14 protein-coding genes are annotated in these 14,195 nt (G+C 63.1%); 7 read left to right on the top strand and 7 right to left on the bottom strand.

Annotated features, from left to right (window positions below):
* Positions 1 to 179: 179 nt before the first annotated feature.
* Positions 180 to 602: a nucleoside-diphosphate kinase gene (gene ndk / locus VWY75_RS11140; protein WP_340545877.1), complete on the top strand. Its 423-nt coding sequence runs from the start codon at positions 180 to 182 to the stop codon at positions 600 to 602.
* Positions 603 to 718: 116 nt separating this feature from the next.
* On the opposite strand, the gene VWY75_RS11135 is transcribed toward ndk, so the two are convergent.
* The 3 genes from VWY75_RS11135 to VWY75_RS11125 form a co-directional block, all read right to left on the bottom strand.
* Entirely contained in the window at positions 719 to 1,225 is a 507-nt protein-coding gene (locus VWY75_RS11135; RefSeq protein ID WP_340545876.1) for a DUF4112 domain-containing protein, read from the bottom strand.
* Positions 1,218 to 1,388 (bottom strand): YqaE/Pmp3 family membrane protein, encoded by a 171-nt coding sequence (locus VWY75_RS11130; RefSeq protein WP_014874958.1) that lies wholly within the window; start codon positions 1,386 to 1,388, stop codon positions 1,218 to 1,220. The genes VWY75_RS11135 and VWY75_RS11130 overlap by 8 nt, the downstream gene beginning before the upstream one ends.
* 69 nt (positions 1,389 to 1,457) lie before the next feature.
* Complete coding sequence (locus VWY75_RS11125; RefSeq protein ID WP_416538946.1) at positions 1,458 to 1,799, bottom strand: TfoX/Sxy family protein; 342 nt, start codon at positions 1,797 to 1,799, stop codon at positions 1,458 to 1,460.
* Positions 1,800 to 2,038: 239 nt separating this feature from the next.
* Between VWY75_RS11125 and VWY75_RS11120 the strand changes: the two genes are divergently transcribed.
* Positions 2,039 to 3,397, top strand: a complete 1,359-nt coding sequence (locus VWY75_RS11120; RefSeq protein ID WP_416538945.1) for an alginate biosynthesis protein — start codon at positions 2,039 to 2,041, stop codon at positions 3,395 to 3,397.
* 110 nt (positions 3,398 to 3,507) lie between these two features.
* On the opposite strand, the gene VWY75_RS11115 is transcribed toward VWY75_RS11120, so the two are convergent.
* The 3 genes from VWY75_RS11115 to VWY75_RS11105 all read right to left on the bottom strand — a co-directional run bounded on the left by VWY75_RS11115 (position 3,508) and on the right by VWY75_RS11105 (position 6,458).
* Positions 3,508 to 5,265: a SulP family inorganic anion transporter gene (locus VWY75_RS11115; RefSeq protein WP_416538944.1), complete on the bottom strand. Its 1,758-nt coding sequence runs from the start codon at positions 5,263 to 5,265 to the stop codon at positions 3,508 to 3,510.
* Positions 5,266 to 5,408: 143 nt separating this feature from the next.
* Positions 5,409 to 5,621 carry a DUF2892 domain-containing protein gene (locus VWY75_RS11110; protein ID WP_340545873.1) on the bottom strand — a complete coding sequence of 71 codons (213 nt, stop codon included), beginning with the start codon at positions 5,619 to 5,621 and terminating at the stop codon, positions 5,409 to 5,411.
* 168 nt (positions 5,622 to 5,789) lie between these two features.
* Entirely contained in the window at positions 5,790 to 6,458 is a 669-nt protein-coding gene (locus VWY75_RS11105; protein WP_416538943.1) for a Crp/Fnr family transcriptional regulator, read from the bottom strand.
* Positions 6,459 to 6,773: 315 nt separating this feature from the next.
* Here VWY75_RS11105 and VWY75_RS11100 point away from each other — a divergent pair, with 315 nt between their 5' ends.
* The 3 genes from VWY75_RS11100 to VWY75_RS11090 are packed head-to-tail and all read left to right on the top strand — an operon-like array spanning position 6,774 to position 9,393.
* Positions 6,774 to 8,198, top strand: a complete 1,425-nt coding sequence (locus VWY75_RS11100; RefSeq protein ID WP_416534205.1) for a cytochrome ubiquinol oxidase subunit I — start codon at positions 6,774 to 6,776, stop codon at positions 8,196 to 8,198.
* 14 nt (positions 8,199 to 8,212) lie between these two features.
* Positions 8,213 to 9,217 (top strand): cytochrome d ubiquinol oxidase subunit II, encoded by a 1,005-nt coding sequence (gene cydB / locus VWY75_RS11095; protein WP_340545870.1) that lies wholly within the window; start codon positions 8,213 to 8,215, stop codon positions 9,215 to 9,217.
* Entirely contained in the window at positions 9,214 to 9,393 is a 180-nt protein-coding gene (locus VWY75_RS11090; RefSeq protein ID WP_416538942.1) for a hypothetical protein, read from the top strand. Before cydB ends, VWY75_RS11090 begins: the two co-directional genes overlap by 4 nt.
* A 560-nt stretch (positions 9,394 to 9,953) precedes the next feature.
* Here the strand turns inward: VWY75_RS11090 and VWY75_RS11085 are convergent.
* Entirely contained in the window at positions 9,954 to 10,568 is a 615-nt protein-coding gene (locus tag VWY75_RS11085) for a response regulator transcription factor (protein ID WP_340545868.1), read from the bottom strand.
* A 350-nt stretch (positions 10,569 to 10,918) separates the two neighbouring features.
* Here VWY75_RS11085 and VWY75_RS11080 point away from each other — a divergent pair, with 350 nt between their 5' ends.
* Positions 10,919 to 11,443: a molybdopterin-dependent oxidoreductase gene (locus VWY75_RS11080; protein WP_340545867.1), complete on the top strand. Its 525-nt coding sequence runs from the start codon at positions 10,919 to 10,921 to the stop codon at positions 11,441 to 11,443.
* 32 nt (positions 11,444 to 11,475) lie between these two features.
* Positions 11,476 to 14,115, top strand: coding sequence for an ATP-binding protein (locus tag VWY75_RS11075; RefSeq protein ID WP_416538941.1), 2,640 nt, complete (start codon positions 11,476 to 11,478; stop codon positions 14,113 to 14,115).
* Positions 14,116 to 14,195: the final 80 nt, after the last annotated feature.

The raw sequence follows: 14,195 nt of genomic DNA, 5'->3' as shown, positions 1-14,195 counted from the left end.
GTCCGAACGGACATATATGTCGCGACTCTGGCCTGCTACTTTGGCCCGCCGATGGCCCGCACGGGGTAGCGGCAGTGCAACAACCCCCTTCCCATGGCGCGCAAGCCATGCTAGGCGGCGCGCGAAGTTTCCGGTCCCGGGAGGTCCATCCCGCGACCCAAATTGCAGGAGTATGCCAAATGGCTCTGGAACGTACCTTTTCGATCATCAAACCCGATGCAACCCGTCGCAACCTGACCGGCAAGATCAACGCGAAATTCGAAGACGCAGGTCTGCGCATCGTCGCGCAGAAGCGCATCCACATGACCAAAGAGCAGGCCGGCGTGTTCTACGCTGTCCACGCTGAGCGTCCCTTCTACGACGAACTCTGCGAATTCATGTCCTCCGAGCCGGTTGTTGTGCAGGTTCTGGAAGGTGAAAACGCCATCGCGAAGAACCGCGAAATCATGGGCGCGACCAACCCCGCAGACGCGGCTCCCGGCACCATCCGCGCCGAATTCGCCGAATCCGTCGGCGAAAACTCCGTTCACGGGTCCGACGCACCGGAAACCGCAGCGGTTGAAATCGCCTATTTCTTCTCCGGTCTGGAGCTGGTCGGCTAAGCCACCGCTGTTTCAGCCTGACCAAAATTGGAAAAGGCCGCTCCGGATCATCCGGCGCGGCCTTTTTCTTGCGGTCACGGGTATCAGATGGTCATGATGCCAGTAAGCGGCAGCGATCAGCCGTGGCGCGGCTCTGCGGCCGGGCGCGCGCGGCCCGCGTGCAGCCGACGCGGCAGATCACGGGCGGCCTTCAGTGTTCTGCGGGTTGGGGCGTTGATATGGTCGAACCCTCTGCGGGCCAGCCGTTTGGCCAGAGGCTCGCCCGCCATCGTCTTTTTTTCGAGATGCCGCCTCAGCAGGGCAACATTGCGCAGGTTGGCCTTCCAGCCGATGTCGAAAATGTCACCGATCAGGGGCACGGTGCCGATCAGCGCGTCGATGCCGATGTTGCCGACCATCCGCGCCAGCGTCCCGGATGAGGCCCCCATGCGATAGCCCGAGAGCACGATATACCCCGCAGGCGCCAGCGCCAGCGCGTCGCCGACGCCGGGGACCAGCCCCAGGATACTGTCCCAGCCGATCCGCGTGCCGATCACCGGCAGGCGAAACGCGCGGTCCATCCCATGGGCCAGCCGCTCAAGCGATTGCAGGCGGTCTTCCTGCGGGATCTGCAGGTTAGGCATGCTGCGGCTCCCGCGCGATGACCCAGACGGCATGGACGATACCCGGGATATAGCCAAGCAGGGTCAGCAGGATGTTCAGCCAGAAATGCTTGCCCAGACCGACCTGTAGAAAGACGCCCAGCGGGGGCAGGATGACGGCGGCGATGATGCGAATAAGATCCATGAGAATTCTCCCGGATGTGCGGTTGCTGTTGCGAGGACAACGCGCATCATTCGGCAAATGTTCCCGGATTCAGCGCCGTTCGATCACGCCGATCTCGTCCAGCGCCCGCTCCAGAGCCGAGCGATTGGCATCGAAACTGCCCGCCTTCAGCGCATCGAACCGCTTGCGCAGCGCCGCCTTCTCCGCCCCCTTGCAGTCGTTCCAGGGCCGCCCCTGAAGCGCCATCACCAGAACATAATAGCCGATGAAATGCGGTCTGTTGCCAGCCTCCAGCAGGCGGGTGTAGGCGACATCGGCCCCCAGGGCGCGCAGCGCCTCGGCCGAGGTGATCCCTGCCTTGCGACAGGCCTCTTCAAAGGCGGGGCCGAGATTGCGGATCGACGACACAGGGGTGGAGGCAGGTGCGGACATATCGGGAACATACTCAAGGCATCTCTGCCTGTCACGACCGTATTTTAAGGAAATTTGAAACATTTCTATGGTGAATTGTGCCAAGGCCCAACGCTAAGGTTGTGCGGGTACTATCCTTTTTCGCGCTTCAAAACGCCCACTGGATAGAAGATCGCAAGCACCGACTTCCCTAGTGTGAGATCAACACGTCATCCCTGGTTCAAGCCAGACACGCCACGATACGCCGAAAGGAATGCAGCATGATCTATCCCATCGTTCTCGCCGGAGCCACAGACGCCGATGTCACCAATGGCGCCGACATGGTGCCGATGCACTTTGAGGATGCTGCCGGTGTCCAAAGCCGCTTCCAGACCCTGCTGTCGGCCGTTGCCACTGCCGAGTTCCACGCCCCGACCGTGCTCACCTGCGGCGCTTTTGCCGAGGTGGCGGCCACCCAGATGGAGGCGATGAAGGTCGCGGGCCAGCTGCTGCTGGAGCCGGGCGCCACCAAAACCGCTGCCGGCACAATTGCAGCGCTGCACAGCCTGAAGGCGGCTGCCGACAGCCTGGTGCTGATCCTGCCTGCGGATCAGGATTTTGACGATGCGGATCAGCTTCAGGATGCTCTGGCTCAGGGGATGCAGTCGGCCCAGAACGGCGAAATCGTGATGCTCGGCGTGCAGACCGATCGCGCCTGCCGCAGCCACGGCTATATCGAATGTGCACGCAGCCTCAACGCAGAAGGCGCCACCCCGGTCAGCAGCTTCCTCGATCAGCGCAACCCGGCCTTTGATGGCTGGCGTGATCAGCCTGCCGCCAAACTCTGGAGCACTGGTATCTATCTGGCGCGGCTCGACACTTTGATGGCCGCCTACAAGAAATACGCCGCCCGCATTCTGATGCCCGCAAAGGCTGCCGCCACCCGCGGTATGAAGGTCGACGGGATCCTCGCGCTTGATGCCGACAGCTACCGTCGGGCCCGCAGCAGCACCTTCGAAAGCGCGATCCTGTGCCATGCCGCGCGCTTGTCCGTGGTCGAAATGGATGCAGGCTGGGACGAGATGTCGGCCTGGCAGGTGGAACCGGAAGTTGCCAGCGACGCCGAGTGGGAGGCCTGGTTGGCCGGCAGCGTCTCGGGCGAGGCGACCTGGTGCAAGACCATGCCGCACAGCCGCAAGGATGGCGCGCAGGGCCCCGCCGAGATGACCCAGACCGCAACCGGTGTCAGTGACGCTGCGAGCCTGGCCAGCTGGTACGCCGATCAGCTGAGCGAGGGCGCCTCCCGCAACAGCAGCGAAATCGAAACCGAGAGCTGGGGCCGCAGCGAGACCCTCGACACCGGCGCCCATCACATTGTCAAACATCTGACCGTCTTGCCGGGGCAGAGCCTGCCGCTGTCTGTTGCGACCCTTGGCACCTACTGGCGGGTGGTCGAAGGCTCCGCGATGGTGACCTCGGATGAGCGGGTGCGGATGGTCTGGCGTGATCAGAGCCTCACCAGCGGTGGCGAAATCCAGCGAATCGACAATATCGGTATCCGTCCGCTGCGCTTGGTCGAAGTGGCCCCGGCCCGCAGTGCAAAGATGTCGAAGCGCAAGTTTGTCCAGGTGGTTGCCTGACCCGATCAGAGCGGCGCGAAAACCTCTCGCCGGTCGCAATCCGCGCATAGCCAACCGCCGAACAGCAGGCCGCGACAGTCAGCGGCCCGCTGTCTGTGTCCGGCACCAGATTATCCGCCGTGCAGCCCGGGGGCTGAGATTCGCATCGCCGCATCTTTCGGGCATAGGGCTTCTACCGCGTCGTGCTGACTGAGGAAGACCTGACCGCTCAGATGCGTCAGAAAATCGCCGCGCCGCAACCGGTCCATCACCGGTCCTTTAACCTCCGACAGATGCAGGGTGACCCCCATCTCCGACAGCCGGTGCATGATCTCCTCCAGCGAGTCCAGCGCGCTCAGGTCAATGTTATTGATCGCTGAGCATTGCAGCACCACATGGTCGATCTGCGGATCATCGGCGACCCGCCGGTGGATGCAGTCCTCCAGAAATCGCGCATTGGCGAAAAACAGGCTCTCATCCACCCGCAGCGTCAGCAGGCTGGGGTGGGTTTCCACCTCGTGACGCAGGACATTGCGGAAATGCTCGGTGCCCGGCACCCGCCCGACCTCGGCAATATGCGGGCGCGAGGATTTGTAAAGATGCAGCAGGATCGACAGCAGCACCCCGGCGGTGACCCCGGCCTCGACCCCCAGCAGCAGGGTCAGCGCGATGGTGGCCAGCACTGCGGCAAAATCCGCCTTTGAATAGGCCCAGCTCCGCCGCAGGATGGAGAAATCGACCAATCCAAGAACCGCCGTGATGATGGTCGCCGCCAGGGTCGCTTTTGGCAGGAAGTAGATCAGCGGCGTCAGCGCCACGGCGGCAATGGCCAGCCCGATGGCGGTAAACGCCCCCGCAGCCGGGGTTTCGGCGCCGGCATCAAAATTCACGACGGAGCGGGAAAACCCCCCCGTCACCGGGAAACCGCCGGTAAAGGCCGCGCCGAGATTGGCGCTGCCAAGGCCGATCAGCTCCTGATCCGGGTCAATACGCTGGCGCCGTTTCGCCGCCAGGGTCTGCGCCACCGAGATGGATTCGACAAATCCAATGACCGAGATCAGCACCGCCGGCAGTATGAGCTGCGCCAGCAGCTCATACGACAGATCCGGCAGGGTGAAGGGCGGCAGCGCCTGTGGGACGGCCCCGACAATTCTGACCCCGCGCTCCGCCAGATCCAGCCCCCAGACCGCAAGTGTCGTGGCAATCACGGCGGCGACCGGTCCGGCCTTGGTCAGGAACCCGGCCAGCGGTGCGCCGACCCCAAGCGCACGCAGGGCGGGGTTCAGCCCATGCCGGACCCAGACCAGAAACCCCGTCGCCCCAACCCCGATCAGTGCCGTCGGCCAGTTCAGCTCAGGCAGGTTCTGCGCCAGCGACAGGAGCAGTTCGGGCAGCGTGTGCCCGTCGGCATTCACCCCCAGCACATGTTTGATCTGGCTGGTGGCGATCAACACGCCGGAGGCGGTGATAAAACCGGCAATCACCGGATGTGACAGGAAATTGGCCAGAAACCCAAGCCGCAGCAGCCCCATCGCCAACAGGATCGCGCCAGATAGCGCCGCCAGCGACAGTGCTGCAACCCCGTAGCCGATGCTGCCCTGCGCTGCGATCTCGCTCAGGCTGGCGGCCGTCATCAGCGAGACCACCGCCACAGGTCCGACGGCCAGCGCCCGGCTGGTGCCAAACACCGCATAAAGCAGGATCGGCACGATAGAGGCATATAGCCCGGCCTCGGGCGGCAATCCGGCCAGCAGCGCATAGGCCAGCGATTGCGGGATCAGCATGATCGTTACGATCACCGCAGCGATCAGATCATTGGTGAGGTTCAGGCGGCTATACGCCCGCCCCCAGGTCAGCAGCGGCACATAGCGGATCAGCAGAGGAGGCATTCAGGTCTTTCTTCGCGTGACACCGGACCGGGGGGCGGTTCGGTAGCGTTTGGCGCTCAGGGCGCTTGGCGTGATGTTGAACAGTGATCATCACGTCGGGTCAAGGGCGCGCAGGACGCGACAGCGCCGCGCGCCGCAACCGGTCAGCGCCGACAGCTGCGCAGGCCAAGGATCGTGTAGATCGGGCAGCTGCGCGTCAGCGCCACCAGCAGCATGACACTGCCAAGCGCCACCGACAGCAGTTTCGCCCAACCTGCGGCAAAGATGGCATAATCACTGAGAAAGGGGGCGGCGATCAGCCCAACACCGAGCATCAGCCGAATGGCCCGGTCAAGCGTACCTATGTTTCTGGTCATCTGGTCACTCCTTTGCGATGTCTCCCACCAGAAAACGCCGGTTCTGCGCAGATGTCTGTGACTAAGTCACCCTTGCTGCGCGCCACCCGCAGCCAGCCGCCAGCCTTGGGTTCTGAAGGGACGCCCCACCGGGGCGCGACGCTGACCCGCCCATGGAGCAGTGCCGGGTCAGCGACGGATCAGCCGCTGCAATGCCGCGCGGTCGAGGATATCGACACGGCCGCGTGCCAGTTGCACCCAGCCGCGGCGCTGGAACTCCTGGATCTGCCGCGAGACCACCTCGCGCGCGGTGCCCAGATCGACCGCCAGCTGTTGATGGGTCACGGCGAGGTGATCGCCAGCCGCGGCCAGATCCAGCAGCGCCTGTGCCAGTCGCACATCGACGCGCTGAAACGCGACCTCGTCGATCACCAGAAACAGATCGGTAATCCGTTTGGAGAAGGCCGAAAACACAAAGCTGCGAAAATCCGCAGAGGCGGCGACCAAGGCGTCAAACACTGCACGGGGCAGGATGGCTGCGGTTACTGCGGTTTCGGCAATACCCTCTGCCGCATAGTCCTCATAGGCCAGCAGGCAGGCGGTGGTCAGCACGCAGCTTTCGCCCGCGTTGATCCGATACAGCAGGATCTCGCGGCCCGTCTCGGAAACCTGCTGCACCCGTACGGTGCCATCCAGCAGGAACAGCATGTTTTCCGGGGATTTGCCGGGGCCAAAGATCACCGTGCCCCGGGGCAGGCTCAACTGAGACGACTGCGCGAGAATATGCGCCTTGGTCTTGTCATCCAGTCGGGCCAAGCCGGGAAAGCGCTCTATCCAGGGGGCCTGTGCCTCGGTCATATCTGCATCTCCGTTTCTGCCTGCGCCAATGTGCCGCCGCCCGCGCTCCGCAGGTCCGGTCTGGTGGGGGCGGGGGAAGCGGCAGGTAAATCCGCCCCTGATGGTCCTGAACCCGCGCTTGCCGCGTGGCTGCGCGAGGCCTAGCATAGCGGAATAGGCTTGGAATAACTGAGACCTGTCGCCGCGCTGCGGCTTTCTGCCACCTGCAACTTCTCCACCGCGTACTAACTTCTGTGCCAATGGATCGCTCGCTCCGCCACTGTCCGGCAGGCCAGACCGAGGCGGGCGGCGCAGTTTCTAGGAAAGTGACCAGATATGTTCGATGGGCTGACAGCCGAGACACTGGCACGCATGCAATTTGCGTTCACCGTCTCGTTTCACATCATCTTCCCGGCGTTTTCCATCGGGCTTGCCAGCTACCTCGCGGTGCTGAACGCGCTGTGGCTGCGGACCCGGGACGACACCTATTACACGCTGTTCGAATACTGGAAAAAGATCTTCGCCGTTGCCTTTGGCATGGGGGTCGTCTCGGGCATCGTGATGTCTTACCAGTTTGGCACCAACTGGTCGGTGTTCTCGGACAAGACCGGCCCGGTGCTCGGGCCACTGATGGCCTATGAGGTGCTCTCGGCGTTTTTCCTGGAGGCCGGGTTTCTCGGGATCATGCTGTTTGGCCGTGCCCGCGTCGGCGATGGGCTGCATATGTTTGCAACCGCCATGGTGGCCTTTGGCACGCTGATGTCGGCCACCTGGATCCTGAGCGTGAACAGCTGGATGCAGACGCCGGCGGGCTATGCCATCAACGAGGTGGGCCAATTCGTACCGCAGGACTGGTGGCAGATCGTCTTCAATCCGTCCTTCCCCTATCGTCTGGTGCATATGGTGCTGGCGGCCTTCCTGACCACGGCACTGGTGGTGGGCGGTGTCGGCAGTCTGCACCTGTTGCGCGACAAGACCGATGTGGCGGCGCGGCGGATGTTCTCCATGGCGATGTGGATGCTGGTTCTGGTGGCGCCGATGCAGATCGTGGCCGGCGATATGCACGGGCTGAACACATTGGAACACCAGCCCGCCAAGGTGATGGCCATGGAAGGCCATTTTGACAGCCATCCCGACGGCGCCCCGCTCATCCTCTTTGGTCTGCCCAATGCCGAGACCAAGACAGTCGACTATGCCATTGAAATCCCCAAACTCTCCAGCCTGATCCTGAAACATGACCTGAACGCACCGCTGGCAGGGCTCGATACGATCCCCGATGAAGATGAGCCGCCGGTAGCCATCGTCTTCTGGAGCTTCCGGGTCATGGTCGGCCTTGGCTTTGCCATGCTCGGCCTTGCGCTCTGGTCGCTCTGGGGGCGTCTGCGCGGGCAGCTCTATGAAAACCGCGGGCTCCAGCGGGCCTCGATCCTGATGGCACCGATGGGCTTTGTTGCGGTTCTGGCCGGCTGGATCACCACAGAGGTCGGGCGGCAGCCCTTCACCGTCTACGGGCTGCTGCGCACGTCCGACAGTTTGGCACCGGTGGCAGCGCCGGCAGTCGCCGCTTCGCTCACGGCCTTCATCGTGGTCTATTTCTTCATCTTCGGCGCCGGAACTTTCTACATCCTGCGGATGATGAACAAGGTGCCTGCCACCCGGAACCTGGGGCTGCGCGACGGGCCGATCCGGGCCGCAGGGATCACCCCGGCGCAGCAGGTCGATCCCGATGTCACCGATGAACCCACCCCACAAGGCAACTGACAGAGGTCCTCGCTATGCTGTTTGAACTCTCCTTTATCTGGGCCGGAATCATTGCCTTTGCGGTGCTGACCTATGTTGTGCTCGACGGGTTTGACCTTGGCGTCGGGATCCTGTTCCCCTTCGCCGGTTCCGAACGCGATCGGGCCACCATGATGAACTCCATCGCCCCGGTCTGGGATGGCAATGAAACCTGGCTGGTGCTGGGCGGCGGCGGGCTGTTTGCGGTGTTCCCGCTGGCCTATGCGGTGATCATGCCAGCGCTCTACATGCCGATCACCCTGATGTTGCTGGCGCTGGTGTTTCGCGGTGTCGCCTTTGAATACCGCTGGCGCACCACCCGCTGGCGTGGCGTCTGGGACGTCGCGTTCTTTGGCGGCTCTGTTGTGGCGGCGATCATGCAGGGCATCGCGCTGGGCGCGCTGGTACAGGGGATCGAGATCGAGGGCCGCGCCTACGCAGGCGGCTGGTGGGACTGGCTGACCCCGTTTTCGCTGATCACCGGCCTGGCAGTGCTGACCGGCTATGCGCTGCTTGGTGCGACCTGGCTCTACATGAAGACCGAGGGTGATCTACAGCATCAGATGCGCGGCTACGCGCGCTGGCTCGGCGTCGTCACATTGGCGGCAATTGCGCTGGTCAGCCTGCTCACCCCGTTTCAGGACCCGGAGTATTTCCGCCGCTGGTTCAACCTGCCGGGCAGCCTGTTCAGCCTGTTGGTACCGGGGCTGGTTGTGGCGTGCAGCTACGCGCTGTTTCAGGGGCTGAAGGGCGCGCGCGACGCCCAGCCGTTTCTGGCAGCACTTGGGCTCTTTGTGCTGGGTTTCATCGGCATTGGCATCAGCTTCTACCCGTTCATCGTGCCGCCGGGCCTGACCATCGCCGAGGCCGCCGCCCCGGATGAAAGCCTGATGTTCACGCTGGTCGGCGCGGTGGTGCTGGTGCCTCTGATCCTGGCCTATACCGCCTATGCCTATTGGGTATTTCGCGGCAAGATCAACCCGGAGGAGGGCTATCATTGAGCACCTCCGAACAGCCTCCTGAGCGGGCAACCACACCCCGCGGCAGCGCCAGTCCCGAAGCAAAGGTCAGGCATCACCCACTGGGGCGGCTGCTGTGGTTTGCGGTCATCTGGTGTGCCAGCGTCGGGGTGCTGGCCTGTGTCGCGGCGCTGATCCGCTGGGCCATCGCACCTTAGGCGCGCGCCGGTTTTCTGAGTGCAAAGGCCAGCCGCGATGCAGCCAGGTCACGTCAAGTGGTCGGCCACGTCAGGTAATCGACCACCGCATAGGTGGCCACTGGCTGAGGTCGCAGCTGTATCGGGGCCGTCGCAGGCGCCTACTCGCAGGATGGGCGCCGCAACAAGTGGCAGCTGCCGAAGGCGGCTTTCCACCTCCTGGCAGATCGGGCGGACACGATTCGTCGCATCGGTTTCGGGATCAACAGCCCTGCGACACAGACCTACGGCTCAGACCCGGCGTCTGGTCCTGACCCGGAGACTGGTCCCGACCTGGACACCGATCCATAGCCGGACACCGATCCAGCTCCGACATAGACGCGGACCCAGACACAGCTCTGCACGCCTGCGGCGTCTCACGACAGGCCGACCTCGCTGGGCAGAGCCAACAGTTTTCACCGCATACGTTTCACCAACCACAGGCCCCACCCATCGCAGCCCCCTCAAGATGGATCCAGCGATCATGCCCCCATAGAGGCGCAGTCATTTGTGGCGCCGAGAGCTGCCGGTCAACGCAGCCCTCAGAACAGGCCTGCTTCCTTAGCGGTGAGAGCGGCCTGGGTGCGGTTCTTGGCCTCCAGCTTGCGGCACAGCGTGCGCACATGCAGCTTGATCGTCACCTCCTGCAACTCAAGCTCGCGGGCGATTTCCTTGTTCGACAGGCCGCGGCACAGCCCGTCCAGAACCTCGATCTCGCGCGGGCTGAGTTTTTCGGCAAGCGGATGGGCAGGGGCCTCGGCCTCCTTGCGCATCAATTCAACGGGCACATAGATTTCGCCGGCACTCATGAAGCGGACCGCGTTCAGCAGCGATTGGGCGCCCATGGTTTTGGGAATGAAGCCAATCGCCCCGGCATCCAGAGCCTCCTGAGCAGTCCGGGTCGGCGCGCTGCCGGAGATGATCGCAACCCCCTTGCCGCCATTGGCCTTCAGCGCCGTTCCCAAACCATCCAGCCCCTGCATTCCTGGCATATTGTAATCCAGCAGGACCAGATCATAGGGGCCGTTCTCTTCGATCTCGCTCAGCGCGCCGGGCAGATCGACGGTCGAGGTTACTGCCGCGCCGCCTTCTGATGTCAGATAAGCGGAAATGGTTTCACGCACCATGTCGTGGTCGTCCGCCAATAGAATACGCATGTAAGCTCCTGCAAAGTACCGGCCTGAACGTCAGCATACCCTCAATTTGGTTGATAAAAAGTCAATTCCACGCAACCACAGCGCGTGCAGGGGCGCCTTTTGAGGTTACCCGGACTTTGTACAGGCGCGTATTCCCCGCATCATTGCGGCCGTGGAGGCATAAAATCGGCCGGAATTGCCAAAAAAATGCAGCGCTGGTTACGAATCCTATACCAAAGAATAGCAGTCTATCCGCAGGAACAGATGCTCTGGACGGCGGTTTGTGACAGGTTCGACCCAGATCAAGAATGTGCATCACCCGGTAGCGGGGCCGCAATCGGCGGAATGGCACAGGCAAAAGGATAGACGCGATGAAATACTGGCACCTCCACATTGTAGCCCTGCTTGCAGCGGTCACATTGCTCTGCGGTCTGGCCCCTCAGGACGCCCGGGCGTCCCAATCCGGCGAGACGGTTCTGACCGTTGCCGTCAAACCCCAGAACGGCGGCGATACGCAGCAGTTCGTATTCTCGATGGATGAATTGCGCAGCCTGCCGGTCGCCCAGTTCGATACCCGCACCATCTGGACCTCCGGCGAACAGGCCTTTACCGGTGTCAGCCTGGCTGCGTTGCTGGCCCATGTCGGTGTGGATCAACATCAGGCCGGTGTCGTCGTGGCACGGGCAATCAACGATTATGCCGTGGAGATTCCGGTTTCAGACGCCACCAATGGCGGGCCAATGGTCGCCTATGAGCGCAATGGCGCAACAATGTCGGTCCGCGACAAGGGCCCGTTGTGGATTGTCTACCCCTACGACAGCGATCCGACCTACCGTACTGAGGCGGTTTATTCCCGCAGCATCTGGCAGCTTGAGGAGATCACGATAGGCGAATGACGCGAACAGGCATAGGCACAGGTCTTTCATAGGTGCGGCTCAGGGAAAACCCTCTGCTGTCGCGCAGCGTCCTCATCACCGTGGGCTTGGTTCTCGCCTTGCTCGCGGTGCAGTCCGTTCGGCTGGGGCGCGAGGTGCTGGTGCGTCTGGATGGCCTGTCAACCGCCGCCACCGACAGCCTGCAATGGACCCTGTCACAGGCCGAAATCGAACAGCTGAAACTGGAAAACGCGGTGCTCTCCGCCCGGAGTGAGCAGGATCTGTCTCAGGTCCGCCGCGAATTCGACATCCTCTACAGCCGGGTCGCCACCATCCGCGAAAGCCGCACCTTCAAACCGGTGCGGGACGAACCCGAAAACGCCCGGGTTCTGGCGCGGGTCATGTCGCGGATCGACCGGCTGATCACCTATATCGACGGCCCGGATGAGGCGCTCCTGTTCGGGCTGCCCCAGGTGCGGGACATGCTGCGGGACAATCGCGCCGATCTGCGTGTTCTGGCGCTGGCCGGGTTGACGGAACATGCCCGCACAACCGAGGATAAACGCCTCAACCTCTTTGCGATCCTGTCACGGCTGGCGTGGGTGGTCCTCGCGCTCTGTGTGGCGCTGGGGCTGACGGCATTGATGATGGGGCGGCTTTACCAGCGCGGCAAGCGGCTGGCGGAGCGCACACGCTTTGCCGTCAGCCGGATGCGCGCCATGATCACATCATCGCTGGATGCCATTCTGGTGGTTGGTGACGACGGGCGCATTCAGGAGGTCAACGGCGCCGCCGAGACGATCTTTGGCTATTCGCGGGGCGAGGCGACGGGCGCCGATATGGCGGATCTGATTGTCCCCGATCACCTGCGCGACGCCCATGAGCAGGGCATGCAGGCCTATCGGTCCGGGGCGACGCCCAAGGTCATCGGGCAGGGGCGTATCCAGCTGGAAGCAAAGCGTAAATCCGGCGAGGTCTTTCCGGTGGAACTGTCGATTACCGCCAGCCAGTCGGCAGAAGAAACCGTCTTTGTCAGCTACCTGCGCGATATTTCTGACCGCATCGCTGCGGAGGAGGCGCTGACGCGCGCCCGCGATGAGGCGCTGGCCGGTGAACGGGCAAAGGCGGATCTCCTCACGGTGATGAGCCACGAAATGCGGACGCCGCTTACCGGTGTTCTGGGCGCGGTTGAGCTGCTGGACGGCACGCCGCTCACCGCTGATCAGCGTGAATACCTGTCGGCGATCCGCGACTCCGGCGATCGCCTGATGGCCCATGTCAACGACGTCCTGCAGCTGTCACACCTGGAAACCGGCGTCGAATATGAACATCAGCGCATCTTCGATCTTTGCGATCTGGTGCAGGAACTGGTCGATTCCCATCAGGCCGTGGCGCGCCGCGGCCGCAACGATCTCAGCCTGCATTGCAGCCTTGGCCCCTGTGACGAAGTCCTCGGCCGCCCCGTCGCTCTGAAGAAGGTGCTGGTCAACCTTGTTGAAAACGCGTTGCAGTTCACCACCGATGGCGCGGTGTCAATCGACGTGCTGCGGGTGAGGGGCAGCGATACCGTGGAGATCTGCATTGCCGACACCGGGGCCGGCATCGCTGAGCATGATCTGGACCGGATCTTTGAAGATTTCATCCGGCTGGACGCCAGCTATGCGCGCAGCAGCGAAGGCACCGGTCTGGGTCTTGCGATCACCCGTCGTATCGTGGTGTCGATGGGGGGCGAGATCACCTGCGAAAGTGAGCTGGGGGAGGGCAGCCTGTTCACCATTTCGCTGCCACTGCCGGCCTCGGACGGGCGCGGGCGGATCGGTCAGGCGACCCCCGATACGCCGCTGATTGCGAATGCGGAACAGACGTCTCCGCAGCCCGGCGATACAGCCGCGGATGAGGCACAGTGCGCGCGGATCCTTGTGGTCGAAGACAATGAAATCAATCGCATTCTTGTCGAACGGATGCTGATCACGCTTGGGCATGAGGTGGTGCTGGCTGAGGGGGGCGCCGAAGGGGTGGAGGCCGCACGGCGCGAGGATTTTGATCTGATCCTGATGGACATCAGCATGCCTGAAGTGGACGGGATCGAGGCCACCCGCCGCATCCGCGCCGAGGCGCTGGCGGAGGGCACGCAGATTGTCGCGCTGACGGCCCATGTCGGGCAGCAGGATCACGCACGAATCCTGGCAGGCGGGCTTGCCGAAGTGGTCACCAAGCCGGTGAGCAAGCAGGCATTGACAGAGGTGATTTCACGCCGCGCCAGAATGCAACGCAGCGCCGCAAAAGAGGTCGCCGGACAGCTGCCCGCACAGCTGCCTGCCGCGCCTCCCAGCCCAATGCCCATGGCGCAGCCTGCACCGCAGCCAGCCGAGGGGCAATCGGACATAACGCAATTTTTTCATGCACTTGGTGCTGAACGTGGGGCGCAGTTCCTGCACGGCTACAGTGACGAGGTCGATCAGTTCCTGACCGATCTGCGCGCGGCAGATGAGCTGGGGCAGGCGCACCGGCAGGAGGCACACAGGCTCGCTGGTTCCGCCGCGGTGCTGGGCTTTACCGCGCTGCGGGAGGCCCTGCTGACGCTTGAACATTCGGAGATGGACGCCATGCCCGATCTGATGCCCCTCATGGCCGAGTGGGAACAGGTGAGCGCGGAAATCGGTGGATATCTTCCCGGCAAGGCGGCCGGCTGAGCAGCCGCGTGCAAAAGCAAAAACGGCGCGCCGCTGACCCAGAAGGGGCATTGGCGCGCCAAGACATGTAACACCGGCTA

The organism is Phaeobacter sp. JH20_08, from assembly GCF_048056635.1.
Classification (GTDB): domain Bacteria; phylum Pseudomonadota; class Alphaproteobacteria; order Rhodobacterales; family Rhodobacteraceae; genus Phaeobacter; species Phaeobacter bryozoorum.
The sequence above is the reverse complement of the archived record's forward strand: the minus strand, read 5'-3'. Positions and strand labels throughout refer to the sequence as shown.

Bases quoted from the DNA above. Each gene is read 5' to 3' on its own strand.
- VWY75_RS11100 (WP_416534205.1), top strand. From the start codon at position 6,774: ATGTTCGATGGGCTGACAGCCGAGACACTGGCACGCATGCAATTTGCG.
- VWY75_RS11130 (WP_014874958.1), bottom strand. From the start codon at position 1,388: ATGGATCTTATTCGCATCATCGCCGCCGTCATCCTGCCCCCGCTGGGC.
- ndk (WP_340545877.1), top strand. From the start codon at position 180: ATGGCTCTGGAACGTACCTTTTCGATCATCAAACCCGATGCAACCCGT.
- VWY75_RS11120 (WP_416538945.1), top strand. From the start codon at position 2,039: ATGATCTATCCCATCGTTCTCGCCGGAGCCACAGACGCCGATGTCACC.
- VWY75_RS11085 (WP_340545868.1), bottom strand. From the start codon at position 10,568: ATGCGTATTCTATTGGCGGACGACCACGACATGGTGCGTGAAACCATT.
- VWY75_RS11115 (WP_416538944.1), bottom strand. From the start codon at position 5,265: ATGCCTCCTCTGCTGATCCGCTATGTGCCGCTGCTGACCTGGGGGCGG.
- VWY75_RS11080 (WP_340545867.1), top strand. From the start codon at position 10,919: ATGAAATACTGGCACCTCCACATTGTAGCCCTGCTTGCAGCGGTCACA.
- cydB (WP_340545870.1), top strand. From the start codon at position 8,213: ATGCTGTTTGAACTCTCCTTTATCTGGGCCGGAATCATTGCCTTTGCG.
- VWY75_RS11135 (WP_340545876.1), bottom strand. From the start codon at position 1,225: ATGCCTAACCTGCAGATCCCGCAGGAAGACCGCCTGCAATCGCTTGAG.
- VWY75_RS11125 (WP_416538946.1), bottom strand. From the start codon at position 1,799: ATGTCCGCACCTGCCTCCACCCCTGTGTCGTCGATCCGCAATCTCGGC.
- VWY75_RS11105 (WP_416538943.1), bottom strand. From the start codon at position 6,458: ATGACCGAGGCACAGGCCCCCTGGATAGAGCGCTTTCCCGGCTTGGCC.
- VWY75_RS11110 (WP_340545873.1), bottom strand. From the start codon at position 5,621: ATGACCAGAAACATAGGTACGCTTGACCGGGCCATTCGGCTGATGCTC.